This is a genomic window from Stenotrophomonas sp., from assembly GCF_031995405.1.
Classification (GTDB): Bacteria; Pseudomonadota; Gammaproteobacteria; order Xanthomonadales; family Xanthomonadaceae; genus Stenotrophomonas.
Genome location: NZ_DAMAGC010000020.1, coordinates 24049 through 48986, shown reverse-complemented (window position 1 = coordinate 48986; position 24938 = coordinate 24049). Strand labels below are relative to the sequence as shown.

Genomic DNA, 24938 nt, shown 5'->3' with positions numbered 1-24938 from the left:
TGGCCGCCGGATCGGCGATAATGGCGGCCATGAGCGTGAATCTGAAAACCCCCGAGGAAATCGAACTGATGCGCATCGCCGGCCGCTTGGCCAGCGAGGTGCTCGACATCGTCACCCCGTACGTGAAGCCCGGCGTGACGACCGAAGAGCTGGACCGCATCTGCCACGACCACATCATCAACGTGCAGAAGGCCACGCCGGCCAACGTCGGCTACCGTGGCTTCCCCAAGACGGTCTGCACGTCGGTCAACAACGTGATCTGCCACGGCATTCCCAGCGAAGCCAAGGTCCTCAAGGACGGCGACATCGTCAACATCGACGTCACCGTGATCAAGGACGGCTGGCACGGCGACACCAGCCGCATGTATTACGCCGGCACGCCGTCGACGATGGCCCGGCGCCTGGTCGACACCACCTACCAGGCGATGTGGGCCGGTATCCGCGCGGTGAAGCCGGGCGCGACGCTGGGTGACATCGGCCACGCCATCCAGAGCCTGGCCGAAGGCGAGCGCTTCAGTGTGGTGCGCGAGTACTGCGGCCACGGCATCGGCAAGGTTTACCACGACGAACCGCAGGTGGTGCATTACGGCCGTCCGGGCCAGGGCCTGGTGCTGCAGCCCGGCATGACCTTCACCATCGAACCGATGATCAACGAGGGCACCCGCTACAACAAGGTGCTGCCCGATGGCTGGACCGTGGTGACCAAGGACCGCAAGTTGTCGGCGCAGTGGGAGCACATGATCGCGGTCACCGAGACCGGCGTGGACGTGCTGACCCTCTCGCCCGGCGAATCGCAGGTCTGAGCATGTTGCCGGCGAGCCCGATCCTGGACGCGCCGGCCGATGCCGTCGCCGACCCCGAGTGGGCGGCGCTGGCCCGCCAGACCCTGCAGCAGGCCGATGCGCGCCTGTACCGCCGCTTCGACCAGGGTGACAACATCGAGCGCCTGCTGGCGCTGCGCGCACGCGCGGCCGACCACCTGATCCGCATGGCGTGGCAGCGCTGCCTGCCGGGCGATGCCGGGCTGGCGCTGTTCGCGGTCGGCGGCTATGGGCGCGGCGAGCTGTTTCCGCGTTCGGACATCGACCTGCTGGTGCTGGGCGAACCCGAGCGCCAGCGTCTTCACGAGGCCGCCCTGGCGCGCCTGTTCGCCCTGCTCTGGGACTGCGGGCTGCCGGTCAGCCACGCGGTGCGTTCGCCTGCCGAATGCGTGCAGGCCAGCGCCGACCAGACGGTGATGACCGCGCTGATCGAAGCGCGTCCGCTGTGTGCCGATGACCGCGCGCGGCAGGCACTGAAACAGGCGGTCAACAGCGACGGATTGTGGCCGCCGCGTGCGTTCTTCCTGGCCAAGCGCGACGAGCTGCTGGCCCGTCACCAGCGCTTCGGCGATACCGCCGACAACCTGGAACCGGATATCAAGGACGGCCCTGGCGGCCTGCGCGACCTCAACACGCTGGGCTGGATGGCACTGCGTGCGTTTGGCGTGCGCGACCTCGAGGCGCTGGTCGGGTTGGGCCATCTTGGCCTCGACGAGGCGGCGGCGCTGAAGCGCGAACGCTGTGCGCTGGCGCGGCTGCGGTTCGGCCTGCACCTGGTGGCCAACCGTCCGGAAGAACGCCTGCGTTTCGATTACCAGAAGACGCTGGCCACGCGGCTGGGCTTCGAGGACGACCTCGAAAGCCTGGCCGTGGAAAAAATGATGCAGGGCTTCTACCGCAGCGCCACCGTGGTGCGGCGGATCAGCGACCGCCTGCTGCAGCGGTTTGAAGAGCAGTTCGATGGCGAGGCGGTGCCCGAACCGGTCAGCGTCGGCTTCTCGCTGCGTCGCGGCTACCTGGCCGCCAACGATCCGGCCTGGCCGCAGGGCGACGTCGAGCAGGTGTTCGCGCTGTTCTCCAGCTGGGCCTACAACCCGGACGTGCGGGGCCTGCATTCGCTGACCGCGCGCGCGCTGGCCGAAGCGCTGCCGGAGCTGGCCGCCTATACCGAAGCCAGCGCTGCCGCGCGCGAACAGTTCCTGGCGCTGCTGCGCAGCCCGCGCGCGGTCGACACGCTGGCGCGGATGGCGCGTCTGGGCGTGCTGGGACAGTGGATTCCCGCGTTCGCGCAGGTGTCCGGGCGCATGCAGTTCGATCTGTTCCACGTCTATACCGTGGACCAGCACACCCTGATGGTGCTGCGGAACATCGGCCTGTTCGCCAGCAGCCGCGCCGACGAGCGCTTCTCGATCGCCCATGAAGTGTGGCCGCGCCTGCGCAAGCCGGAACTGCTGCTGCTGGCCGGGTTGTTCCATGACATCGCCAAGGGCCGCGGCGGCGACCATTCCGAACTCGGCGCGGTGGATGCGCGCGCGTTCTGCCAGGCGCTTGCGCTGAGCAATTCGGACACCGAACTGGTGGCCTGGCTGGTCGAGCAGCACCTGCGCATGTCCATCACCGCGCAGAAGCAGGACATCTCCGATCCGGACGTGATCCATCGCTTCGCCACGCTGGTGGCCAGCCGCGACCGGCTCGACTACCTCTACCTGCTGACCTGCGCCGATATCGCCGGAACCAGCCCGAAACTGTGGAACGCCTGGAAGGACCGGCTGCTGGCCGACCTGTACTTCGCCGCGCGCCGCGCGCTGCGCGACGGGCTGGAAAACCAGATGCCGGCCGCCGAGCGCGTGGCCGAAGCACGCGAGTCGGTGCGCCAGCTGGTGCGCGAACGCGGCTACGACGATGCCACCATCGAGCGCCAGTTCACCGTGATGCCCGATGAGAGCTTCATCCGGCTGCGCCCCGAGCAGTTGGCCTGGCAGGCCGCGGCACTGGTCCCGGTCAAGCAGGGCCAGACCCTGGTCAAGGTACGCCGGATCACCCCCGACGACCACGCGCTGGAAGTGTTCGTGCATTCGCCCGACCGCGATGGCCTGTTCGCCGCGATCGTGATGACCCTGGACCGCAAGGGCTACGGCATCCATCGGGCGCGCGTGCTGGACGGGCCGGTCGACACCATTTTCGATACCTTCGAAGTGACCCCGGCCGACAGCTTCGCCGATGGCGATGCGCTGCGCCTGGAGGCGGCGCTGCGCGAGGCGCTGGCCGGCGACCTGACCCGGCTGCGTCCGTCGCGCCGGGTGATCCCGCGCCAGCTGCGGCATTTCCGCTTCGCCCCGCGCATCGAATTCCGCGATGGCGGCGACGGCAGCCATGGCACCCGTTTCAGCCTGGTCGCGCCCGACCGTCCCGGGCTGCTGGCCGACGTGGCCTTCGTGCTGCGCAACCAGCGCCTGCGCGTGCACGACGCCCGCATCGCCACCTTCGGCGAGCGCGCCGAAGACATGTTCGTGATCAGCGACGAACACGACCACCCCCTTACCGAATCCGCCAGACAGCAGCTGCACGACGCGATGTTCGCCTGCCTGGACCCTGATCGAAACGCCGGAGACCCCCACTGATGGCCACCAAGCCTGCCAAGAAGACCGCTGCCAAGACCGTAGCGGCCAAGAAGACTGCTGCCCCCAAGGCCGCGCCTGCCACCAGGGCGGTGGCGGTGAAGAAGGCCCCAGCGAAGAAGGTGCCGGCCGCCAAGGTCGCCGCTACCCCGGCCGAAAGCGCGGCCAGGCGCAGCGCCAGCCGCGATGCCACCATCGCCCGCAAGTCGCTGCGCAAGCCGGCCACCCCGGGCGTGGAAGAACTCAAGTTCGGCATCGAGAGCGCCTTCGAGCGCCGTGCCACGCTGACCCTGCATGAGCTGGAAGGCTCGACCAAGCCGCTGGTCGGCCGCGTCATCGATGGCCTGGAAACCGGTGAATTCCGCGTCGCCGAGCCTGATGGCCACGGTGGCTGGAAGGTCAACGAATGGCTGAAGAAGGCGGTGCTGCTGTACTTCCGCGTCAACGACATGGCCGTGGTCGACGCGCGCCCGGCGCCGTTCTGGGACAAGGTGGAATCGCGCTTTGCCGGCTTCGATGAAGCCAAGTTCCGTCGCGCCGGCGTGCGCGTGGTGCCCGGTGCGATCGCCCGTCGCGGCAGCTACTTCGGCAAGGACGTGGTGCTGATGCCGAGCTTCACCAACATCGGCGCGTACGTGGGCGAGGGCACCATGGTCGACACCTGGGCCACGGTCGGTTCCTGCGCGCAGATCGGCAAGCACTGCCACCTGTCCGGTGGCGCCGGCATCGGCGGCGTGCTCGAGCCGCTGCAGGCCAGCCCGACCATCATCGAGGACCATTGCTTCATCGGTGCGCGTTCGGAGGTGGTGGAAGGCTTCGTCGTCGGCCACCACAGCGTGATCGGCATGGGCGTGTTCCTCGGCCAGAGCACCCGTGTCTACAACCGCGCCACCGGCGAAATCAGCTACGGCTCGGTGCCGCCGTACAGCGTGGTGGTGTCCGGCCAGCTGCCGTCCAAGGACGGTTCGCACTCGCTGTACTGCGCGGTGATCGTCAAGCAGGTCGATGCCAGGACCCGCAGCAAGACCAGCGTCAACGACCTGCTGCGCGGCCTGGCCGACTGAGTCCCGCCATGACCACGACCGTCTACGGACTGAAGAACTGCGATACCTGCAAGAAGGCGCGCAAGTGGCTGGATCGCTTCGAGGTGGCGCATGCTTTTGTCGATTACCGCGACACGCCGCCCAGCCCGGAGACCCTGATCGACTGGGCCGGGCAGGCCGGCGGCTTCGCCGCGCTGGTCAACAAATCCTCGACCACCTGGCGGCAGTTGCCGGAGAACCGCAAGGCGGCCGCCTCCGATGCCGAATGGAAGCTGCTGCTGCGCGAGCATCCGCAGCTGATCAAGCGCCCGGTGGTGGTCACCGACGATGGCGTGATGACCCAGGGTTTTTCAGACAACGGCTTCAAGCAGCGCTTCGGAGTCGGGGCGTGAACGATGTGCTCGCGCTCACCTGCGACCTGATCGCGCGGCCGTCGGTGACGCCCGACGATGCCGGTTGCCAGGCGTTGCTCGGCGGGCGACTGGCGCGTGCCGGCTTCCAGTGCGAACACCTGCGCCTGGGCGAGGTCGACAACCTGTGGGCCACCCACGGCAGCGGTGCGCCGGTGCTGGTGCTGCTCGGCCACACCGACGTGGTGCCGAGCGGTCCGGTGGAAGCGTGGCATAGCGCCCCGTTCGACCCGCAGATCCGCGACGGTGTGCTGTACGGGCGCGGCGCAGCCGACATGAAGGGCAGCGTGGCCGCCTTCGTGGTGGCCGCCGAGCAGTTCGTCGCGGCCCACCCGGATCATCCCGGTACGCTGGCCGTGTTGCTGACCAGTGACGAGGAAGGCGATGCCATCGATGGCGTGCGCCGCATCGCCGGGCTGTTCCGCGAGCGCGGGCAGTCCATCGACTGGTGCATCACCGGCGAGCCGTCTTCCACGGCGGTGCTGGGCGATCTGCTGCGGGTGGGGCGGCGCGGCAGCCTGTCGGCCATGCTGACGGTGAAGGGCGTGCAGGGCCATGTTGCCTATCCGCACAAGGCGCGCAACCCGATCCACTTGGCCGCGGCGGCGCTCGCCGAATTGACCGCACGGCAGTGGGACGACGGCTACGAGAGTTTTCCGCCGACCAGTCTGCAGGTGTCCAACCTCCACGCCGGCACCGGGGCCAACAACGTGATCCCGGGCGAGCTGCAGGTGCTGTTCAACCTGCGCTACAACCCGCACTGGAACGCGCCGGCGCTGGAGCAGGAGATCGCTGCGCTGCTGGACCGCCACGCGCTGGACTACACGCTGAAGTGGCATCGCAGCGGCGAGCCGTTCTACACCCCCGAAGGCACGCTGCGCCGCGTGGCGCGCGAGGTGCTGGGTGAGTTCGCCGGTGCCGCGCCGGAGGAAAGTACCGGCGGTGGCACCTCCGATGCCCGCTTCATCGCACCGCTCGGTGCCCAGTGCATCGAAGTGGGGCCGGTCAACGCCAGCATCCACCAGGTGGACGAAAACGTATCGGTCGCCGACCTGGAAAAACTGCCGGCGTTGTACCTGCGCCTGATCGAGCGCCTGCTGGCCTGAATCCTGCAGGCAATGCCGGCCGCTGGCTGGCTTGCGTGACGGTCGCGGCTGCCGAGCATGGCTCGGCACTGGCCGTTCGCGCGAAACCCGGTCGCGGTTGCCGGGCAGGACGCGGCAATGCCCGTTCGCGCGACACCCGGTCGGGGTGGCAGGGCATGGCGCGGCACTGCCCGTTCGCACCAAACCCGGTTGCGGTTGCCGAGCATGGCTCGGCGCTACCTGTTCGCGCGAAACCTGGTCGCGGTTGCCGAGCATGGCTCGGCGCTACCTGTTCGCGCGAAATCCGGTTGCGATTGCCGAGCATGGCTCGGCGCTACCTGTTCGCGCGAAATCCGGTCGCGGTTGCCGAGCATGGCTCGGCACTACCGGTTCGCGCGAAACCCGGTCGCGGTTGCGGGGCATGGCTCGGCAGTGCGCGTTTGCGCGAAACCGGGTCGCGGTTGCCGAGCATGGCTCGGCACTACCGGTTCTTGCGAAACCCGGTGGCGGTTGCGGGGCAGGGCGCGGCAATGCCCGTTCTTGCGAAACCCGGTGGCGGTTGCGGGGCAGGGCGCGGCAATGCCCGTTCGCGCGACACCCGGTCGCGGTTGCCGAGCATGGCTCGGCACTACCGGTTCGCGCGAAACCGGGTCGCGGTTGCCGGGCATGGCTCGGCACTACCGGTTCGCGCGACACCCGGTCGCGGTTGCCGGGCATGGCGCGGCACTGCCTGCTCGCGCGAAACCCGGTCGCGGTTGCGGGGCATGGCTCGGCAGTGCGCGTTTGCGCGAAACCGGGTCGCGGTTGCCGAGCATGGCTCGGCACTACCGGTTCGCGCGAAACCCGGTCGCGGTTGCGGGGCAGGGCGCGGCAATGCCCGTTCGCGACACCCGGTCGCGGTTGCCGAGCATGGCTCGGCACTGCCTGTTCGCGCGAAACCGGGTCGCGGTTGCCGGGCATGGCTCGGCACTACCGGTTCTTGCGAAACCCGGTCGCGGTTGCGGGGCAGGGCGCGGCACCATCCGTTCGCGCGAAACCCGGTAGAGCCGAGCCATGCTCGGCTGCCTTTCGCGGTATGCGCGCCAGGTACTCAGGCCGAAGGAGGCGCTGGCCAACGGCCGGCCCTACCGCGTTGTTCTGGCGTCGTTACGCCACGATCAACCCGAATGCCGCCAACGCCGCCGCTGCCTGGCGCTGCGAAATCACCGCTTTCTTGAACAGCTTGGCGTCCATCACGTTGAGCCCGCTGATGTCCGTGCCGCGCAGGTCCGCGCCCTCGAAACGGGTCAATCGGGTCTGCGCGTTGCGCAGGCTGCCGCCGTTGAACACCGCATCGCGGAAATCGCAGCCGGACAACTCCGCATCGGAGAAATCCATCCCGTCCAGTTGCGCCTTGCGGAACGACAGCCCGCGCAGGTCGGCGCTGACCAGCAGGCAGTCGCGGAACTCCAGTGCCCAGCCGGTCACTTCCTGCAGGTGCGCGCCGGTCAGCTTGCAGTCGGCGAACTGCACCGAGGACAACGTCGCACGGCGCCAGTGGCTGTTGTTGAGGTCGCAGTGCGCGAAGCGCGCATCGCTGAGCAGTGCCGAACTGAAGTCGCACTCGGCGCCCCGGCACTTGCTCCAGCGACTTTCCTCCAGCGAGGCCGCCAGCCAGTTGGCGCCGGTCACCGAGCACTGGTTGAACTGGAAACCGTCCATGTCCAGCCGCGAAAAATCCCCGCCATCGAAGCTGCAGGAGTCGAACGTGGCGGCACGCGGATGCGCGGCGATGATCGCCTGCATGCGCGCACGGCTGATGGTTTCGTCGCGGAAGGTGGCGGTGCTCATGCCCACCATTCTGGGCGAATTCCCGACGCCGAAGCAGACTTGTCGATGCACGCGATGTGTGTACAGCGCAGGGTAGTGCCGGCCGTTGGCCGGCCCCGTGATGGCCCGAACGGAGAAGCAACCGGCCAGCGCTCCGCACGACCGTCCTCAGCGTCGCGTGGTCATTCGAAGGTCCAGAACGGCGGTGCGATCGCCTGGCGCCAGTACGATTCTTCGGCCATGTAGAAGCCCTGCGCATGGGCCCTGGCAAACCATGCCGCCGCTGCCTCCACGTTCTTCTGCAGTCCATCGCCGCCCCGGCCCAGGGCGAGGCCGCCGAGGTACTGGCCGTACACGTTGCCCTGCGTGCCGGCGCGTTCGTACCAGCGCAACGCCTCGGCCTTGTCCTGCACCACGCCGATGCCCGCTTCGTACAACGTGCCCAGATCCACCTGCGATTCGGCATCGCCGCGTTCGGCGCGACGCTGGATGCGGGCGATCAGCGGATTCGGCGCCGGGCCGGTGGCCACCGGGTTGCCGGGCTTGGCAGACCCGCTCGTGGCCGCGCGCAGCGCGTCCAGTTTGTACAGCTCGCGCAGGTACACCGCAGACCGCAGCCGCCAGCGCAGCGCGCCGGCCATGTCGCCGCGCCGCTCGTACCATTTTTCCAGGTCGTGCATGGCATACGGCGAGCCGTGGTAGGCGGCGCTGTGGTACCAGTGGAAGGCCTTGCGCGGTGATGCCTTCATCACCACCGCCTCGGGCTTCTGCGGCCCCTCGCCACTGTCCAGGCGGCCGCGTTCGAGCAGCGTGCCGAGCGTCTCTTCGGCGCTGGTGGTGTGGTGGGTACGCGGCGTGGCGGCGGCCGCGCGGGCGTACCAGTCCAGGGCGCGCGGATCATTCCAGGCCTGGTACATCTTCGCCACGCGCACGGCGGAATCGAACTTGCCATCGGCGGCCCTGGCAAGCGCGTCACGTTCGGTGTCGCTGACCGGGCGGGTCGGGGCGGCGGCGCAGCCGCTCAGGACGGCCAACACCAGGGCGCACAGCAACGGGCGGCGGGGGAACAGGTTCATCCATGACATCCAGCAGGGGGCCGGGGATTATCCCGGAGCGCACCGTCGCCGCCGCTGAACGCCGGGGCCGGAACGGTTGCCATCGCAACAGTTGCACCGCCGCCCAAAGCCGGTTACGGTCGATCCATGCACTCGCTCCCGGCCACCGCCGTCACCAATACCAACCGCAATAACCTGCGCGCGAATAATCGTGCGCGGCCAATGCGGGACTGCGACCAGGGCTAGTACAGGCACCATACCCCCGGACACCAGAAAACCCGCATCGGTCGATGCGGGTTTTTTTTTGGCCGCTCGACCGCCTGCACCCCGTGTACCCCCCCATCATCAGGAGTTGTTCCCATGTGTTCGATCTTCGGAATTTTCGGCCTGCAGGCCGGCGACGACCTCACCGCGCTGCGCCGCCATGCGCTGGACCTGTCGCAGCGCCAGCGCCATCGCGGCCCGGACTGGAGCGGGGTGTACGTCGATGCCGGCGCCATCCTGGTGCACGAGCGGCTGGCCATCGTCGATCCGGCCGGCGGTTCGCAGCCGCTGCTGTCCGAGGACGGCGGGCTGGCCCTGGCGGTCAACGGCGAGATCTACAACCACCGCGAACTGAAGGCCGAACTGGCCCAGCCCTACGCGTTCCAGACCGGCTCGGACTGCGAAGTGATCAACGCGCTGTACCGGCAGGACAGCCCGGCCTCGTTCCTCAACCGCCTCAACGGCATCTTCGCCTTCGCGCTGTGGGATCGCGACCAGCAGCGGGTGCTGATCGCACGCGATCCGATCGGGGTGGTGCCGCTGTACTGGGGCCATGACAAGGACGGCCGCCTGGTGGTGGCGTCGGAGTTGAAGTCGCTGGTGGACATCTGCGCCGATGCGGCGCAGTTCCCGCCCGGCCACTGGTACGACAGCGCCACCGGCACGTTGACCCGTTACTACGAGCGGCCCTGGCGCGACTACGACGCGGTGGAAGGTGTCGAGGCCGACCGTGCCGCGCTGCGCGAGGCCTTCGAGCGCGCCGTGCACCGCCAGTTGATGACCGACGTGCCCTATGGCGTGTTGCTGTCCGGCGGGCTGGACTCCTCGCTGGTGGCCGCCGTGGCCGCACGCTATGCGCGCCATCGCGTCGAGGACGGTGACAAAAGCGAGGCGTGGTGGCCGCGTCTGCACTCCTTCGCCATCGGCCTGAAAGGCTCACCGGACCTGGCGGCCGCGGCGATCGCCGCCGAAGCGCTGGGCACGGTGCACCATGGCTTCGAGTACACCTTCGAAGAAGGCCTGGACGCATTGCCCGAGGTGATCCGCCACGTGGAAACCTACGACGTCACCACCATCCGCGCGTCCACGCCGATGTTCCTGCTGGCGCGGCGGATCAAGGCGATGGGCGTGAAGATGGTGCTCTCCGGCGAGGGCAGCGACGAGATCTTCGGCGGCTACCTGTACTTCCACAAGGCGCCCAACGCCCGCGAATTCCATGAAGAACTGGTGCGCAAGCTCGACGCGCTGAACAACTACGATTGCCTGCGCGCCAACAAGTCGATGATGGCCTGGGGCGTGGAGCCGCGCGTGCCGTTCCTGGACCGCGAATTCCTCGATGTGGCCATGCGCATCGACGCCCGCCACAAGATGGTAGGGCAGGGGCCGCAGGGCGCACGTCGCATTGAGAAGGCGGTGCTGCGCGAGGCATTCGAAGGCTATCTGCCCGAGTCGATCCTGTGGCGGCAGAAAGAGCAGTTCAGCGACGGCGTCGGCTACGGCTGGATCGACGGGCTCAAGGCGCATGCCGACGCACAGATCAGCGACCGGGTGATGGCGGCGGCCGACAAGCGGTTCGTGCACAACCCGCCGCAGACCAAGGAGGCGTACTACTACCGCCATGTGTTCGAGCAGTACTTCCCGACGCAGGCCGCGGCCGAAACGGTGCCGGGCGGCAAGTCGATCGCATGCTCGTCGCCGGCCGCCATCGCCTGGGATGCCAGCTTTGCCACCATGGCCGACCCGTCCGGCCGCGCGGTGGCCGGGGTGCACGAACAGGCGCTGGCCTGATCGGCACACGCGTTGCACGGCGCAGCGGCGCCGTGCAGCGGTAGAATCGCCCCTCAATCGATGGGGATCGGTAATGGAAGCAGATACCACCGGCGGCATGCGCCGCAGCGGGCTGGCGTGGCGTTACCTGGGCTGGGTGGCGCTGCCACTGCTGGTTGGCCTCGCGCTGGCGCGCTACGCCGGCCCAACGGTGGCCGTGCAGGTGGCCCGCGCCGAGTCGTCGCTGGGCACCGACTGGGCGGCCCACCTGCACGCGCCGCTGGGCCTGTTCCTGATGCAGCTGCTGGTGCTGCTGCTGGTGGCCAAGGGCGCCGGTTGGCTGTTCCGGCGGTTCGGCCAGCCGGGCGTGATCGGCGAGATGGCCGCCGGCCTGATGATGGGACCGTTGGTGCTGGGGGCGCTGTTGCCGGACCTGCACGGCGCGCTGTTCCCGCCGGCCTCGCTGGGGTCGCTGGGCCTGCTCAGCCAGTTGGGCGTGCTGATGTTCCTGCTGGTGGCCGGGGCCGAACTGGACCTGGGCGGGCTGCGCGGGCGCCGTCGCTTCGCCTTCGTGGTCAGCCACGCCGGCATCGCGGTGCCGTTCGTGCTCGGCGTCGGGCTGGCGATCTGGCTGTACGCCGCGCACGCACCGAGCGGGGTCGGCTTCACCGGCTTTGCCTTGTTTGTCGGCATTTCCCTGAGCATCACCGCCTTCCCGGTACTGCTGCGCATCCTGGCCGACCGCGGCATGACCAGCACGCCGCTGGGGCAGACCGCGATCGCCTGCGCCGCGCTCGGCGATGCGACGGCGTGGTGCCTGCTGGCGCTGATCGTGGCCGCTGCACAGGCGCAGGGGTGGGTACCGGCGGCCATCAACCTGGTCTGCGTGGTGGCCTTTGTCGGGGTCATGCTGGCGGTGGTACGGCCCTGGTTCTCGCGGCAGGTGATCGCCCCCGGCCAGGAAGGGCGGTGGTTGCTGGTGATGCTGCTGATGGCACTGGGCTGCGCGCTGGTGACCGAAATGCTGGGCATCCACGCGCTGTTCGGCGCGTTCGCCGCCGGCGTGGCGGTGTCGGGAAATGCCACCCTGCGCCACACCGTGGCGGCCCGGGTGGAGCCGTTTGCGGTGACCCTGCTGTTGCCGCTGTTCTTCGCCATGACCGGGCTGCGCATGCGCGCCGATGCCCTGCAGGCCAGCGACCTGGTGCTGTGCCTGGTGGTCATCGCGGTGGCCACGCTGGGCAAGCTGATCGGCACCTGGAGCGCGGCGCGCAGCGCGGGCATGGACAGCCACGACGCGTGGAAGCTGGGCGCGCTGATGAACACCCGCGGCCTGATGGAGCTGATCGTGCTCAACCTGGGCTACGAGCTGGGCTTCCTCGGTGATCGCCTGTTCGCCGTGCTGGTGATCATGGCGCTGGTGACCACGGCCATGACCGGCCCGCTGTTGAGCTGGATGGAGCGCGGGACAGGCCGGGCAGGTGCCACGACGTAGCGCCGACCGTTGGTCGGCCGCTGTGCACCACGGTGTCCCCCGGTTGAGGCACTGTGAGGGCCATGTAGTGGCCGGGCGAAGCGCAACTGCAAGTGATTCCGATTAGATCATTGGATTTGTGGATGCGGCACCATGGCGCCCATCGATCCACCAGGAAGCACCCCCAATGAAAGGCAATCCGGACGTCATCGCGTGTTTGAAGGAACTGCTGCGCGGCGAATTGGCTGCGCGTGACCAGTACTTCATCCATTCGCGCCGCTACGAGGACCAGGGCCTGTTCGCGCTGTACGAACGCCTGAACCACGAGATGGAAGAAGAAACCCAGCACGCCGATGCGCTGCTGCGCCGGATCCTGTTCCTGGGCGGTACCCCGGACATGCGCCCGCATGCCTTCGAGCCCGGCGTGACCGTGGAAGAGATGCTGCAGAAGGATCTGGACACCGAATACAGCGTGCGCGACAACCTGGCCGCCGGCATGAAGCTGTGCGAGCAGCACCAGGATTACGTCAGCCGCGACATGCTGCTGGTGCAGCTGAAGGACACCGAGGAAGACCACGCCTGGTGGCTGGAACAGCAGCTGGGCCTGATCAAGCGCATCGGCCTGGCCCTGTACCAGACCAGCAAGATGGATGCCAAAGGCACGGCGGCGCACTGACGCGCATACGCCCATCAGCCCCACGATGTGCTGCGTACATCGCGGGGCCCGGTGTATCCGTTCGGGCATTGCGGGGAGCCGGCCAGCGGCCGGCACTACCGCCCCCCTGGTTCCACCGCGCGCCAGCCAGCCTTCGCCAGCTCGCCGCATCAAGTCCCCGTCCGCCCGCCAGCATCCGCCAGCCAGCCGACGTTGAATCAAGCAAAAAGGCCGGGGAAACCCGGCCTTTCTGCGTGTGCGTGATCGGTAGCGCCGGCCGTAGCCCGCGTTACTCCACCGCCAACCCTTCCACTTTCTGCCAGCCACGCGGCAGCAGGTGGCCGCGCGTCGCACGCGTGCCCAGGTAGGTGTCCAGGTCCTTGAACGACAGGTTCATCGTGCGCGCGCCGCTGCGTACCAGCAGCGTGTTGCCCGGGGCGACCGACACCACCGCGACCACGCGCTCGGTGGCGAGCTTGGCCTTGGGGATGTCGATGATCTTGTTGCCCTTGCCCTTGTCCAGTTCCGGCAGGTCGCTGGCGGCGATCGCCAGCAGGTTGCCCGAGCTGGTCACCGCCACGATGCGGTCCGTTTCCGGATTGGCGACCACCGCCGGGGTGAGCACCTTCGAGCCGGAGGTCAGGTTGAGCATCGCCTTGCCGGCCTTGTTGCGCCCGGTCAGGTTCTCGAAGCGGGTCACAAAGCCGTAGCCGTGCGTGGAGGCCAGCACGAAGCGGGTGTTGTTCTCGCCACTGGCCAGGGTCATGAAGGCACTGCCCGGCGCCGGCGAGAAGCGGCCGGTCAGCGGTTCGCCGTTGCCGCGCGCCGAGGGCAGGGTGTGGATCAGGGTCGAATACGCGCGGCCCTCACTGTCCAGGAACGCCACCTGCTGGGTACTGCGCGCACGCACCGCCCCCAGCAACGCATCGCCGTCGCGGTAGGACAGGGTGGACGGGTCCATGTCGTGGCCCTTGGCCGCACGGATCCAGCCCTTCTCCGACAGCACCACGGTCATCGGCTCGCTCGGCACCAGCTCGGTTTCATCGATGGCCTGCGCCGCGCCACGCTGCACCAGCGGCGAGCGGCGGTCATCGCCGAACTTCTTCGCATCGGCGGTGAGTTCGTCGCGGATCAGCTTCTTCAGCTTGGCCTTGCTGTCCAGGATCGACAGGATCCTGGCGCGCTCCTTGGCCAGCTCGTCCTGCTCGCCACGGATCTTCATTTCTTCCAGGCGCGCCAGCTGCTTGAGCCGGGTGTCCAGGATGTAATCGGCCTGTTCCTCGCTCAGCCCGAAACGCGCGATCAGCGCCGGCTTGGCCTCATCCTCGGTGCGGATGATGCGGATCACTTCATCCAGGTTGAGGAAGGCCACCAGCAGGCCGTCCAACAGGTGCAGGCGGCGCTCGACCTTCTGCAGCCGATGGGTGAGGCGGCGGGTGACGGTGGTGGCGCGGAACTGCAGCCACTCGCTGAGCAGCATCTTCAGGTTCTTCACCTGCGGACGCCCGTCCAGCCCGATCACGTTGAGGTTGACCCGGTAGCTGCGCTCCAGGTCGGTGGTGGCGAACAGATGGCCCATCAACTGGTCGGCGTCCACGCGGTTGGAGCGCGGCACCAGCACCACCCGCACCGGGTTGGCATGGTCGGACTCGTCGCGGATGTCTTCCAGCCACGGCAGCTTCTTGGCGCGCATCTGCGCGGCGATCTGCTCGATCACCTTCGACGGCGATACCTGGAAGGGCAGCGCGTTGATGACGATGTTGGTCGATTCCTTGAAGTACGTCGCGCGTGCACGCACGCTGCCGTAGCCGGTTTCGTACATGTTCCGCAGGTCGGCCGGCGCGGTGATGATCTCGGCGAAGCTCGGATAGTCCGGGCCCTTCACGTGCTCGCACAGGTCGGCGATGGTCGCGTCCGGATCATCGAGCAGGTGCAGCAGCGCGCTGACGATCTCGTTGAGGTTGTGCGGCGGCACGTCGGTGGCCATGCCCACGGCGATGCCGGTGGTGCCGTTGAGCAGCAGGTGCGGCAGGCGCGCCGGCATCCAGGTCGGTTCTTCCAGGGTGCCGTCGAAGTTCGGGGTCCAGTCGGTGGTGCCCTGGTTGATTTCGCCCAGCAGCACTTCGGCGATCGGGGTCAGCTTGGACTCGGTGTAACGCATGGCCGCAAACGACTTGGGATCGTCGGTGGAACCGAAGTTGCCCTGGCCTTCGATCAGCGGATAGCGGTAGGAGAACGGCTGGGCCATCAGCACCAGCGCTTCGTAACAGGCGCTGTCACCATGCGGATGGTACTTGCCGATCACATCACCGACCGTACGCGCGGACTTCTTCGGCTTGGAGGCGGCATTCAGGCCCAGCTCGCTCATCGAATAGATGATGCGGCGCTGCACCGGCTTGAGGCCGTCGCCAATGAACGGCAGTGCGCGGTCGAGCACCACGTACATCGAATAGTCCAGGTACGCCCGTTCGGCGTACTCGCGCAGGGGCAGCTGTTCAAAGCCGTGGAACGCGGGGCGGGCAAGATCGGTCATGCGGGATTGTTACCTGTGGCAAGGGACGGCGACGGCTGTCGCCCTCGCAGGCGGACGATTATCCGGATGCGGCCGGGGATGCCAAGCCGCGTGATGGATTGAGGGGGTGGCCGGTCCGTGCCAGGTAGCGCCCGGGTGGGCAGCCGAAGTGGCGGCGGAACACGGTGACGAAGGCGCTGGGGCTGCTGAAACCAAGCTCGTAGGCGATGTCGGACACGCTGTGCCCATCCGACAGACGCCGCAGACCGTCGGCCAGGCGCGCCTGCTGGCGCCACTGGGCGAAGCTGAGGGTGGTCTCGTCGCGGAAGTGCCGGGTGAGTGTACGCGGCGACAGCCCAGCCCAGTGCGCCCACTGTTCCAGGCTGCGGCCGTCGGCCGGATCGGCGATCAGCTGCGAGGCGATCCGCAGCAGCCGCCGGTCCTGCGGCATCGGCAGGTGCATGCGCTGGCGCGGCGCATTGCGGATCTCGTCCAGCAGCACCTCGATCATGTGCTGCTGGCGCAGATCGGCCTTGGGGGTGGGGACCCAGCGGGTCACCCGCAGCGCCAGCGCCTGCAGCAGGTCGGAAATGGCGATCACGCACGGCTCGTCGGGCAGGTCATGGGCCAGCGCCGGGCTGATGATCAGGCCCCAGCCACGCAGCGGCCCGGAGATGTCCACGGTGTGCGGTTCGCCCGGCGGCATCCAGCCGGCGCAGCCCGGTGGCAGCGACCAGTTGCCGTGCCGTGTGCGGGTGTTGAGCAGACCCACTTCCACGCAGATCAGCTGGGCCCGGCGGTGCTCGTGCCAGTCGATCTCGCGTTCCAGCCCGCGCGCGCTCTCGATCTGGAAGCCCAGCACCGGCACGCCATCGTCGCGCTCGAGCCAGTCCAGCACCTCGTGGCGGACCAGCGGCGGGGAGAGTGCGGCGTCCTCTGGCCTGAAAATGTTATTCATTGTCCAGATTGTAATACCGGGCCATCGGCGATGGCTATTAAGGTGACGCACCCCAAGCAGTGTTCTGTTTGTTGCAACACAGCATTTTGTTCCAGATTGAATAGTTTCATTGAGAAATATATCTTCTGGAAGTAAAGTGCGCCGCATGATGATCTGCCCTGAAGCCCATCCTCCCAGCTTCGGCCTGCTGTTGCGCCAGGTGCGCGACGGCCTGGTCCGTCAGCTCGACACGTCGATGGCCGAGGAAAACCTCGGCATTGGCTTCACCCACTACCTCGGATTGAAGGTGCTCTCGGTCAAGGCCCCGTGCACCGCCAACGAGTTGGCCCAGGCCCTGGACCAGGTGCCCAGCGCGGTAACCCGCCTGCTGGACAAGCTGGAAGCGATGGGCTGTGTGCGGCGCGAGCCGCATGCCCAGGACCGGCGGGCGTTGCAGATCGTATTGACTGATGAAGGCCGCCAACTGTGGGCCAGGCTGAAGCAGCGCGGCGACCAGACCATCGACGACGCCCTGCGCGATCTGTCCCCGGACGAGCGCGCCCAGCTGCTTTCCCTCATGACCCGTGTACGTGACTCCCTGAATGATTCGCCATGACCTCCATCTCTGATCGCACCTCTTCACTGCGCCCGCTGCGGCCGGTGCTGCTGTCCGTGCTGGCGCTTGCGCTGGCTGCGTGTGCCAGCAGCCGCGGCCTGGAACCGCACGGGCGGCTGCTGGACGCCGACGGCCTGCAGACCCAGCGCACCCTGTCCGCCAGCGGGCTGAGCCAGCCCGGCTGGCCGGCCACCGACTGGTGGCGCGCGCTGGGTGACCCGCAGCTCGACGCGCTGATCGCCGAAGGCCTGCAGCGCAATCCCGGGCTGGACGCGGCCGATGCGCGCCTGCGCCAGGCCCGTGCGCAGATCGGCACCGCCCACGCCGACCGCCTGCCCAAGCTGTCCGCTTCCGGCGGCTACACCGGCGTGCGCCTGCCCGAATCGATGGTCGGCGACGAGCTGGGCGGTAGTTATGCCGGCAGCGGCCAGGCCTACCTCAGCTTCAGTTACGGCATCGACCTGTGGGGCGGCAAGCGCGCCGCCTGGGAAGCGGCCGTGGACAGCGGCCATGCCGCCGAAGTGGATGCCCAGGCCGCGCGCCTGAACCTGTCGGCGGCCATCGCCGAGGCCTACGCACAGCTGGGCTATGCGTGGACGCTGCACGATGTGGCCAGCGAAGAGCTGGCGCGTTCGCAGAAGACCCTGGACCTGACCCGGCAGCGTCGCACTGCCGGTATCGACAGCGACCTGCAGACCCGCCAGGCCGAAGCCCGCATCCCGGCCGCGCAGCAGCAACAGCAGGCCGCGCAGCAGCAGATCGACGAGGCCCGCACCGCGCTGGCCGCGCTGGTCGGGCAGGGCCCGGACCGCGGCCTGCAGATCGTGCGCCCGCAGGTACTCAATCCCATGGCGCTGCAGCTGCCGGGCGTGCTGCCCAGCGAACTGCTCGGGCGTCGCCCGGATATCGTCGCCGCGCGCTGGCGGGTGGAAGCGGCCGGTCGCGAGATCCACGCGGCCAAGGCGCAGTTCTATCCCAGCCTCAACCTGACCGCGCTGGGCGGGGTGGTCTCCAGTGAAGTGGACCAGCTGCTGAAGAGCGGCTCGACCTTCGCCTTCCTCGGCCCGGCGCTGAGCCTGCCGATCTTCGACGGTGGCCGCCTGCGCGCCAACCTGGACAAGACCGATGCGCAGTACGACCTGGCCGTGGCCGACTACAACCAGTCGGTGGTCAACGCGCTGCGCGATGTGGCCGACCAGGTCAACGCGGTGCGCTCGCTGGCCGACCAGGCTGCCGCGCAGGCCCAGGCGGTGAGCACGGCACGTGCCGCCCACGACCTGGCCGACCAGCGTTACCGCGCCGGCATCGGCAGCTACCTGGACGTGCTCAGTGTCGAAGAGCAGCTGCTGGCGTCCCAGCAGCGGCTGGCCGATCTGCAGTCGCGCCAGATCCTTGTTTCGGTGCGACTGAGCCAGGCGCTGGGCGGCGGCTTTACGCCTTCCAGCGACGCTGCCCCGGTTGCCGCCACCCCCGATTCCACGCATTTCTGAGACACATCCCATGAGCCAGACATCCGCTCCCGCTCCCGCTGCCGCCCCGGCAGCTCCGTCCCGTCGTGGCAAGCTGCTGCGCGGCCTGTTGGTCATCGTGGTGCTGCTGCTGGCCGCGCTGGCCCTGTGGTACTTCATGTTCGGCCGCTGGTTCGAAGACACCGACGATGCCTACGTGCAGGGCAACCAGGTGCAGATCACCCCGCTGGTGAGCGGCACGGTGGTCTCGATCAACGCCGATGACGGCATGCGCGTCGAACGTGGCCAGCTGCTGGTGCAGCTGGACCCGGCCGATACCGAAGTGGCGCTGCAGCAGGCCGAGGCCAACCTGGCCAAGACGGTCCGCCAGACGCGCGGTCTGTACCGCAGCGTGGAAGGCGCGCAGGCGGATCTGAACGCGCGCCAGGTGACCTTGAAGCGGGTCCGCGAGGACTTCAACCGCCGCAAGGGCCTGGCTGCCACCGGTGCGATTTCCAACGAAGAACTGGCCCACGCCCGCGACGAGCTGGCCGGCGCCGAAGCGGCCGTGGCCGGTTCGCGCGAAACCTTCGAGCGCAGCAACGCGCTGGTCGATGACACCGTGATCGCCACCCAGCCGGACGTGCAGGCCGCCGCCGCGCAGCTGCGCCAGGCGTTCCTCAACAACGCCCGCGCCGGCATCGTCGCGCCGGTCAGCGGCTACGTCGCCCGTCGCTCGGTGCAGGTGGGCCAGCGCGTCCAGCCGGGCACCGCGCTGATGGCGGTGGTGCCCACCGAACAGATGTGGGTGGAAGCCAACTTCAAGGAAACCCAGCTGCGCCACATGCGCCTGGGCCAGGAAGTGGAGCTGCGTTCGGACCTGTACGGCGGTGACGTCACCTACAAGGGCCGCATCGACAGCCTGGGCCTGGGCACCGGTTCGGCGTTCTCGCTGCTGCCGGCGCAGAACGCCAGCGGCAACTGGATCAAGATCGTGCAGCGCGTTCCGGTGCGCATCGCCATCGATGCCAAGCAGCTGGCCGAGCATCCGCTGCGCATCGGTCTGTCGATCAAGGCCGAAGTGAGCCTGCGCGACCAGAAGGGCACCGTGCTGCCGACGCAGATCGCCAAGGGCCAGGTGTTCGACACCGACGTCTACGCCAAGCAGCTGCACAGCGCCGATGACATGATCCATACGATCATCCAGGGCAACCTGCCGCAGCAGGCCAAGGCGAACTGAGGCCACCATGTCCGCACAAGCTCCCGCCGCGCCCGGCACCCCGGGCGCACCGTCGGCGCCCGGTGCGGCCGCCGGTTTCCTGCCTCCCAGCGTCGCGCTGTGCACCGTCGGCCTGGCGATGGCCTCGTTCATGCAGGTGCTCGACACCACCATCGCCAACGTCTCGCTGCCCACCATCGCCGGCAACCTCGGTGCCAGTTCGCAGCAGGCCACCTGGGTCATCACTTCGTTCGCGGTCAGCACCGCGATCGCGCTGCCGCTGACCGGCTTCCTGAGCCGCCGCTTCGGCGAACGCAAGCTGTTCATCTGGGCGACGCTGGCCTTCGTGGTCACCTCGCTGCTGTGCGGCCTGGCCCAGAGCATGGGCATGCTGGTGCTGTCGCGCGCGCTGCAGGGTTTCGTGGCCGGTCCGATGTACCCGATCACGCAGTCGTTGCTGGTCTCGATCTACCCCCGTGAGAAACGCGGGCAGGCGCTGGCGCTGCTGGCGATGATCACGGTGGTGGCGCCGATCTGCGGCCCGATCCTGGGCGGCTGGATCACCGACAACTACAGCTGGGAGTGGATCTTCCTGATCAACGTGCCGCTGGGCATTTTCGCGGCGATGGTGGTGGGCAGCCAGTTGAAGGGCCGCCCGGAGCAGATCGAGAAGCCGAAGATGGATTACGTCGGCCTGATCACCCTGGTGATCGGCGTGGGCGCGCTGCAGCTGGTGCTCGACCTGGGCAACGACGAAGACTGGTTCTCCTCGACCAAGATCGTCGTGCTGGCCTGTGTGGCGGTAGTGGCCCTGGCGGTGTTCCTGATCTGGGAGCTGACCGACAAGGACCCGATCGTGGATCTGAAGCTGTTCCGGCACCGCAATTTCCGCGCCGGTACGCTGGCGATGGTGGTGGCGTACGCGGCGTTCTTCAGCGTATCGCTGCTGATTCCGCAGTGGTTGCAGCGCGACATGGGTTACACGGCGATCTGGGCAGGCCTGGCAACGGCACCGATCGGCATCCTGCCGGTGATCATGACGCCGTTCGTGGGCAAGTACGCGTCGCGTTTCGACATGCGCATGATTGCCTCGTTCGCGTTCGTGTTCCTGTCCTTCACCAGCTTCATGCGTTCGGACTTCAACCTGCAGGTGGACTACGCCCACGTGGCGGGGGTGCAGCTGATCATGGGCATCGGCGTGGCGCTGTTCTTCATGCCGGTGCTGCAGATCCTGCTGTCGGACCTGGACGGCCGCGAGATCGCGGCGGGCTCGGGCCTGGCGACGTTCCTGCGTACGCTGGGCGGCAGTTTCGCGGCATCGTTGACGACGTGGCTGTGGGCGCGCCGGACGCAGGTTCACCATGCGGATCTGACCGAGCACATTTCGGCCTACCAGCCGGGCATGCAGGATCAGGTGGCGGCGATGGGGCAGGGCGATCTGCAACATGGCGCGGCGGTGCTCAACAACATGATCAACCACCAGGCGTCGCAGATGGGCTTCAACGACATCTTCTTCCTGCTGGGCTGGATCTTCCTGGCGATCATCGCCTTCCTGTGGCTGGCCAAGCCGCCGTTCGGCGCAGGCGCAGGTGCAGCCTCGGCCGGCGGGCATTGATCAGCGGTTCCGGCGCGGTGGTGGGGGTGCAGGGTTGAACGTCGCCGCGCTGGCGAGCGATGGCATGTCCGCACTGATCACCACCTCTGGAAGGTGCCGAATGACCTTCGCGAGCAGGGCCGTCACTACGATGCGCAGCGTTTGGGTGCGTGACGTTGGTACTGAAATCCCCTCTGCGGATTGAGCGGCAGGCCCGCGTCATCGGGGCCACCAGGCTTGGCCAGCCACGGATTGGCGGCGGCTTGGAGCCGGGCGACGTGGGCTTTGGCGCAGACGCCAAGCAAGCGATGCAGCAGCGCGCCAGCGTCCTGACCGAACATGGGGGGCCATCATGTCCACCAGCGGACGCTACGCGATGCTGGACGAGGGCATGGGGTTCAGCCTGTTGCCTTGGCGGTCGGTGATCGAGCAGCGACTGGGGCAGCGCCACCGCCTATTGGGCGATCACTGGCTGCTGAAACGTCGCATTCCTGTGCTCCGGGACGGCGTCTGAAGCAAGTCAGCCAGTTTCATGGCCGTCTTCGCCTCGTTGAGTGGCGTGTACACGATGAGTTTCATGTCTGGCTGATCGGAGACAGCCAGGCTGGTGTATTCAAACGTCATGCGACCGCCCACCGGATGCTTGATGCGCTTGTGTCCGGTAAAGGGCCGCAGCACGTCATGCCTGGGCCACCAGTCCCGGAACTCGCGGCTGGCTTTCATCAGCGTGGCAATCAACCGCTCGAACTCGAGATCACCGGCATAACGGGCACTGTCGGCACGGAACATGGCCAGCGATGCCGGCGCGAGCTTGTCCCAATCGATCAGCAAACGGCGGTGCGCAGGGTTGGCAAAAACGAGGTGCATGATGTTGCGTTCGTCCCCCTGGAGCTTTCCGTAGTCGCCAAACAGCACTTCGGCCGCACGATTCCAGGCGAGCACGTCCCAGCGACGGCCCAGCACATAGGCAGGCTGCCCCGTCAGGCTGTCCAACATGCGCCTCAAGGGTTCTTCCACCTGTTCCGGCCCCGTCAGAGCGGCTTGCGGTGGGGGCCGGTTGTTCAGGATGAAAAGATGCCGCCGTTCGGCTGGATCGAGTTTGAGGGCGTCGGCAAGTGCCGATAGCACTTCCACCGAGGGATGCACATCGCGGCCCTGCTCGAGCCAGGTGTACCAGGTAGTCCCTACGCCAGCGAGCATTGCAACCTCCTCGCGTCGCAGCCCCGGTGTTCGCCGGCGAAATCCTTCAGCCAACCCAACGCTGGCAGGCGTCAGCTTTTCACGGCGGGAACGCAGGAAGGCCCCGAACTCGCGTCGACGAATTTCGAGGGTGGCTGGAAGATCGCTCATACCTCATCGTAGCAGTACCAATACCAGGATAGTACGGGAACTGTTTGTGGTCCCAGGATAGGGGAACACTGCCATCACTCCGATCAAGTTGAAGAAAGGGTGGCAGTATGGAGCTGAAGGAAAAGACGATATTGATTACCGGATCGACCGATGGCGTCGGGCGCCGCGTTGCCCAACGACTGGCGAATTCCGGAGCGACGCTGTTGATCCACGGCCGTGACCGCGTGCGGGCCGACAGCCTGCTGCAGGAGATACGCCAATCCGGCGGTAGGGGAACCTTTTATTCCGCCGATTTTTCCTCGCTGGCCGAGGTGCGTGCACTCGCAGAAGCCATTCAACGTGACCATGGCCGTCTTGACGTGCTTATCAACAACGCTGGAATCGGCGTGGGTGGTGCCAGTTCGTCGCGGGAGGTCAGCCGGGATGGCTACGAGTTGCGCTTCGCCGTCAACTATCTCTCCAGCTTCCTGTTAACCCGTCTTCTTCTGCCACTTCTGCAAAAGAGCCACCCCGCCAGAATCGTCAATGTGGCATCGATGGGACAGCAGCCCATCGATTTCGCCGACCTCATGCTGATGAAAGGCTACAGCGGTGCGCGAGCCTACTGCCAGAGCAAGCTCGCGCAGATCATGTTTACCCTCGATCTCGCCAATGAACTGGACGGATCAGGTGTCGCGGCAAATGGCCTGCATCCGGCGACCTATATGGATACCGCGATGGTGCGCGAGGACGGTATTGCACCGATCAGCACCGTTGATGAAGGAGCCAATGCAATCCTCCATCTTGCTGTTGCCGACCAGACGGACGGAATGAGCGGTTGTTATTTCGATGGACTTCAGCCACGACGGGCCAACCCACAAGCCTATGACGCTGCCGCGCGTGATCGCTTGCGGTCGATCAGCCTCGAACTTGTCGGATTGCCGACAGCCCACCCGGGCTCATCAAGCGGCGCGTAACAACGCCAGTCATGCAACCGGTGCTTCCAACGTAGTCACACGTTGCATCGCTCAACCATCAGATAAAGGAAAAATCATGCCCGTTCAACAACACACCGTCATCATCGGCGGATCGACCGGTATTGGCCTTGCGACCGCTCGCCAGCTTCTTGCCCTGGGCCACAGAGTCACGATCACCGGCCGTACCGAACAGCGACTGGAAGCGGCGAAGAATGAGCTGGGCGGTGATCTTGCCGTCCTCGTTCTTGACGCGGCTGACACGGACCGCCTGCCCAATGCCTTCGCAGGCATTGGCGCATTCGATCACCTTGTTCTGTCGCTTGGTAGCGGCAAAGGCGCCGGGCCGTTCGCATCTGTCAGCCTCGACGAAGTGCGGCAGGGCTTCGAGGAAAAGGTTTTCCCTCACTTTGCCACGGCACAGGCTGCACTTCCGTCCTTGCGCAAGGACGGCAGTATCACCTTCATCTCGGCGGTGACCGCTCAGGCCGCCATGCCTGGAACAGCCGGAATCGGCGCAGCGAACGCGGCGGTTGCAGCCCTGGTGCCCATCCTCGCCGCGGAGTTGCGCCCTCTGCGTGTCAATGGCGTATCTCCGGGTGTGATCGACACGCCCTGGTGGGATTTCCTGACGGACGAGCAAAAAGCGCCCGTCTTTGCGGACTACGCCGCCAAGACGCCTGTCGGGCGTGTTGGCCAGCCGCAAGACGTCGCGCAGGCCATCGTCTTTCTCATCGCCAACAGCTTTATCGATGGACACGTCATCACCTGCGATGGAGGCTTGCGCTTGGTCGGCTAAGACGGCGGCTCAAGCCATCGTTTCACGAGGTCATAGAGAGAGATAAACCTGCGATCAGAGCCGTACCACCGAAGCAAGCCTGACGAGCGAACCCTTCTTTCGACGCCCACGACGAAAGCGCAGCCCACGGGCTGCGCTTTCGCTTTGAGGGGTAATGCGCGACGAACAACCAGACTCAACACTCACGCCCATTCAAACACCCACACCTGCACCCATAAACACCAACCCGAACACGAGCCCTGTCATGCGTGCTTTGCTTCCCGTTTCTTCGATGACCCCCAGCCCACCGTCTGGGGCGGGGGTGTGTGGGTTCGCGGGACCGTCGTACGCCATGGATGGCGTACGCGAGCCCCCAGGGATGGGTTCACGGCGTGTCCCGCGAACCCACACATCCCTGCCCACCCCGGCGCAGGCGCAGACGCAACGCTCTGGCTCTAGCTTTTTAAAGAAAACAATCCCCACCCCCCAGACATGAAAAAACCCGCTTGCGCGGGTTTGATCATTGTCTG

General features: G+C 67.1%; 19 protein-coding genes and 1 pseudogene. 15 read left to right on the top strand and 5 right to left on the bottom strand.

Annotated features, from left to right (window positions below):
* The 5 genes from map to dapE form a co-directional block, all read left to right on the top strand.
* Window positions 1-803 (top strand): type I methionyl aminopeptidase (map, locus tag RTO53_RS05580; protein ID WP_312236870.1); only part of this gene is annotated, 803 nt, incomplete at its 5' end.
* A gap of 2 nt (window positions 804-805) precedes the next feature.
* Window positions 806-3442 (top strand): [protein-PII] uridylyltransferase, encoded by a 2637-nt coding sequence (locus RTO53_RS05575; protein ID WP_312236869.1) that lies wholly within the window; start codon window positions 806-808, stop codon window positions 3440-3442.
* The gene (dapD, locus tag RTO53_RS05570; protein ID WP_312236868.1) at window positions 3442-4503 is read left to right on the top strand and encodes a 2,3,4,5-tetrahydropyridine-2,6-dicarboxylate N-succinyltransferase; all 1062 of its coding nucleotides are present in this window, start codon (window positions 3442-3444) and stop codon (window positions 4501-4503) included. Before RTO53_RS05575 ends, dapD begins: the two co-directional genes overlap by 1 nt.
* A gap of 8 nt (window positions 4504-4511) precedes the next feature.
* The gene (locus RTO53_RS05565) at window positions 4512-4874 is read left to right on the top strand and encodes an arsenate reductase (RefSeq protein ID WP_312236867.1); all 363 of its coding nucleotides are present in this window, start codon (window positions 4512-4514) and stop codon (window positions 4872-4874) included.
* The gene (gene dapE / locus RTO53_RS05560) at window positions 4871-5998 is read left to right on the top strand and encodes a succinyl-diaminopimelate desuccinylase (RefSeq protein ID WP_312236866.1); all 1128 of its coding nucleotides are present in this window, start codon (window positions 4871-4873) and stop codon (window positions 5996-5998) included. Before RTO53_RS05565 ends, dapE begins: the two co-directional genes overlap by 4 nt.
* Before the next feature lie 1125 nt (window positions 5999-7123).
* Here dapE and RTO53_RS05555 read toward each other — a convergent pair.
* Window positions 7124-7807 carry a pentapeptide repeat-containing protein gene (locus tag RTO53_RS05555; RefSeq protein ID WP_312236865.1) on the bottom strand — a complete coding sequence of 228 codons (684 nt, stop codon included), beginning with the start codon at window positions 7805-7807 and terminating at the stop codon, window positions 7124-7126.
* Window positions 7808-7968: 161 nt separating this feature from the next.
* Window positions 7969-8862 (bottom strand): tetratricopeptide repeat protein, encoded by an 894-nt coding sequence (locus RTO53_RS05550; RefSeq protein ID WP_312236864.1) that lies wholly within the window; start codon window positions 8860-8862, stop codon window positions 7969-7971.
* Between the two features lie 339 nt (window positions 8863-9201).
* Here RTO53_RS05550 and asnB point away from each other — a divergent pair, with 339 nt between their 5' ends.
* From asnB to bfr, 3 genes are all read left to right on the top strand, one after another.
* On the top strand, window positions 9202-10893 hold the full coding sequence (gene asnB / locus RTO53_RS05545) for an asparagine synthase B (protein WP_312236863.1): 1692 nt from the start codon (window positions 9202-9204) through the stop codon (window positions 10891-10893).
* A 73-nt stretch (window positions 10894-10966) separates the two neighbouring features.
* Complete coding sequence (locus tag RTO53_RS05540; protein WP_312236862.1) at window positions 10967-12367, top strand: cation:proton antiporter; 1401 nt, start codon at window positions 10967-10969, stop codon at window positions 12365-12367.
* Between the two features lie 166 nt (window positions 12368-12533).
* Window positions 12534-13022: a bacterioferritin gene (gene bfr, locus RTO53_RS05535; protein ID WP_256777386.1), complete on the top strand. Its 489-nt coding sequence runs from the start codon at window positions 12534-12536 to the stop codon at window positions 13020-13022.
* A 268-nt stretch (window positions 13023-13290) separates the two neighbouring features.
* Here the strand turns inward: bfr and parC are convergent, their stop codons facing one another.
* The gene (parC, locus tag RTO53_RS05530; RefSeq protein ID WP_312236861.1) at window positions 13291-15534 is read right to left on the bottom strand and encodes a DNA topoisomerase IV subunit A; all 2244 of its coding nucleotides are present in this window, start codon (window positions 15532-15534) and stop codon (window positions 13291-13293) included.
* A 58-nt stretch (window positions 15535-15592) separates the two neighbouring features.
* The gene (locus RTO53_RS05525) at window positions 15593-16471 is read right to left on the bottom strand and encodes a helix-turn-helix transcriptional regulator (protein WP_312236860.1); all 879 of its coding nucleotides are present in this window, start codon (window positions 16469-16471) and stop codon (window positions 15593-15595) included.
* 148 nt (window positions 16472-16619) lie between these two features.
* Here RTO53_RS05525 and RTO53_RS05520 point away from each other — a divergent pair, with 148 nt between their 5' ends.
* The 5 genes and pseudogenes from RTO53_RS05520 to RTO53_RS05500 all read left to right on the top strand — a co-directional run.
* Entirely contained in the window at window positions 16620-17066 is a 447-nt protein-coding gene (locus RTO53_RS05520; RefSeq protein ID WP_312236873.1) for a MarR family transcriptional regulator, read from the top strand.
* Complete coding sequence (locus RTO53_RS05515; RefSeq protein ID WP_312236859.1) at window positions 17063-18556, top strand: efflux transporter outer membrane subunit; 1494 nt, start codon at window positions 17063-17065, stop codon at window positions 18554-18556. Before RTO53_RS05520 ends, RTO53_RS05515 begins: the two co-directional genes overlap by 4 nt.
* Before the next feature lie 10 nt (window positions 18557-18566).
* Window positions 18567-19754 carry a multidrug efflux MFS transporter periplasmic adaptor subunit EmrA gene (gene emrA, locus RTO53_RS05510; protein WP_312236858.1) on the top strand — a complete coding sequence of 396 codons (1188 nt, stop codon included), beginning with the start codon at window positions 18567-18569 and terminating at the stop codon, window positions 19752-19754.
* Window positions 19755-19761: 7 nt separating this feature from the next.
* Window positions 19762-21348 (top strand): multidrug efflux MFS transporter permease subunit EmrB, encoded by a 1587-nt coding sequence (emrB, locus tag RTO53_RS05505; RefSeq protein ID WP_312236857.1) that lies wholly within the window; start codon window positions 19762-19764, stop codon window positions 21346-21348.
* An 84-nt stretch (window positions 21349-21432) separates the two neighbouring features.
* A pseudogene (locus RTO53_RS05500) lies at window positions 21433-21775 on the top strand (DUF3363 domain-containing protein); the annotation flags it as partial.
* A gap of 17 nt (window positions 21776-21792) precedes the next feature.
* Here the strand turns inward: RTO53_RS05500 and RTO53_RS05495 are convergent.
* Window positions 21793-22677: a helix-turn-helix transcriptional regulator gene (locus RTO53_RS05495; RefSeq protein ID WP_312236856.1), complete on the bottom strand. Its 885-nt coding sequence runs from the start codon at window positions 22675-22677 to the stop codon at window positions 21793-21795.
* 107 nt (window positions 22678-22784) lie between these two features.
* On the opposite strand from RTO53_RS05495, the gene RTO53_RS05490 reads away from it, so the two are divergent.
* Both RTO53_RS05490 and RTO53_RS05485 read left to right on the top strand, forming a co-directional pair.
* Window positions 22785-23633 (top strand): SDR family NAD(P)-dependent oxidoreductase, encoded by an 849-nt coding sequence (locus tag RTO53_RS05490; RefSeq protein WP_312236855.1) that lies wholly within the window; start codon window positions 22785-22787, stop codon window positions 23631-23633.
* Window positions 23634-23709: 76 nt separating this feature from the next.
* Complete coding sequence (locus RTO53_RS05485; protein ID WP_312236854.1) at window positions 23710-24429, top strand: SDR family oxidoreductase; 720 nt, start codon at window positions 23710-23712, stop codon at window positions 24427-24429.
* The last annotated feature ends 509 nt before the right edge of the window (window positions 24430-24938 follow it).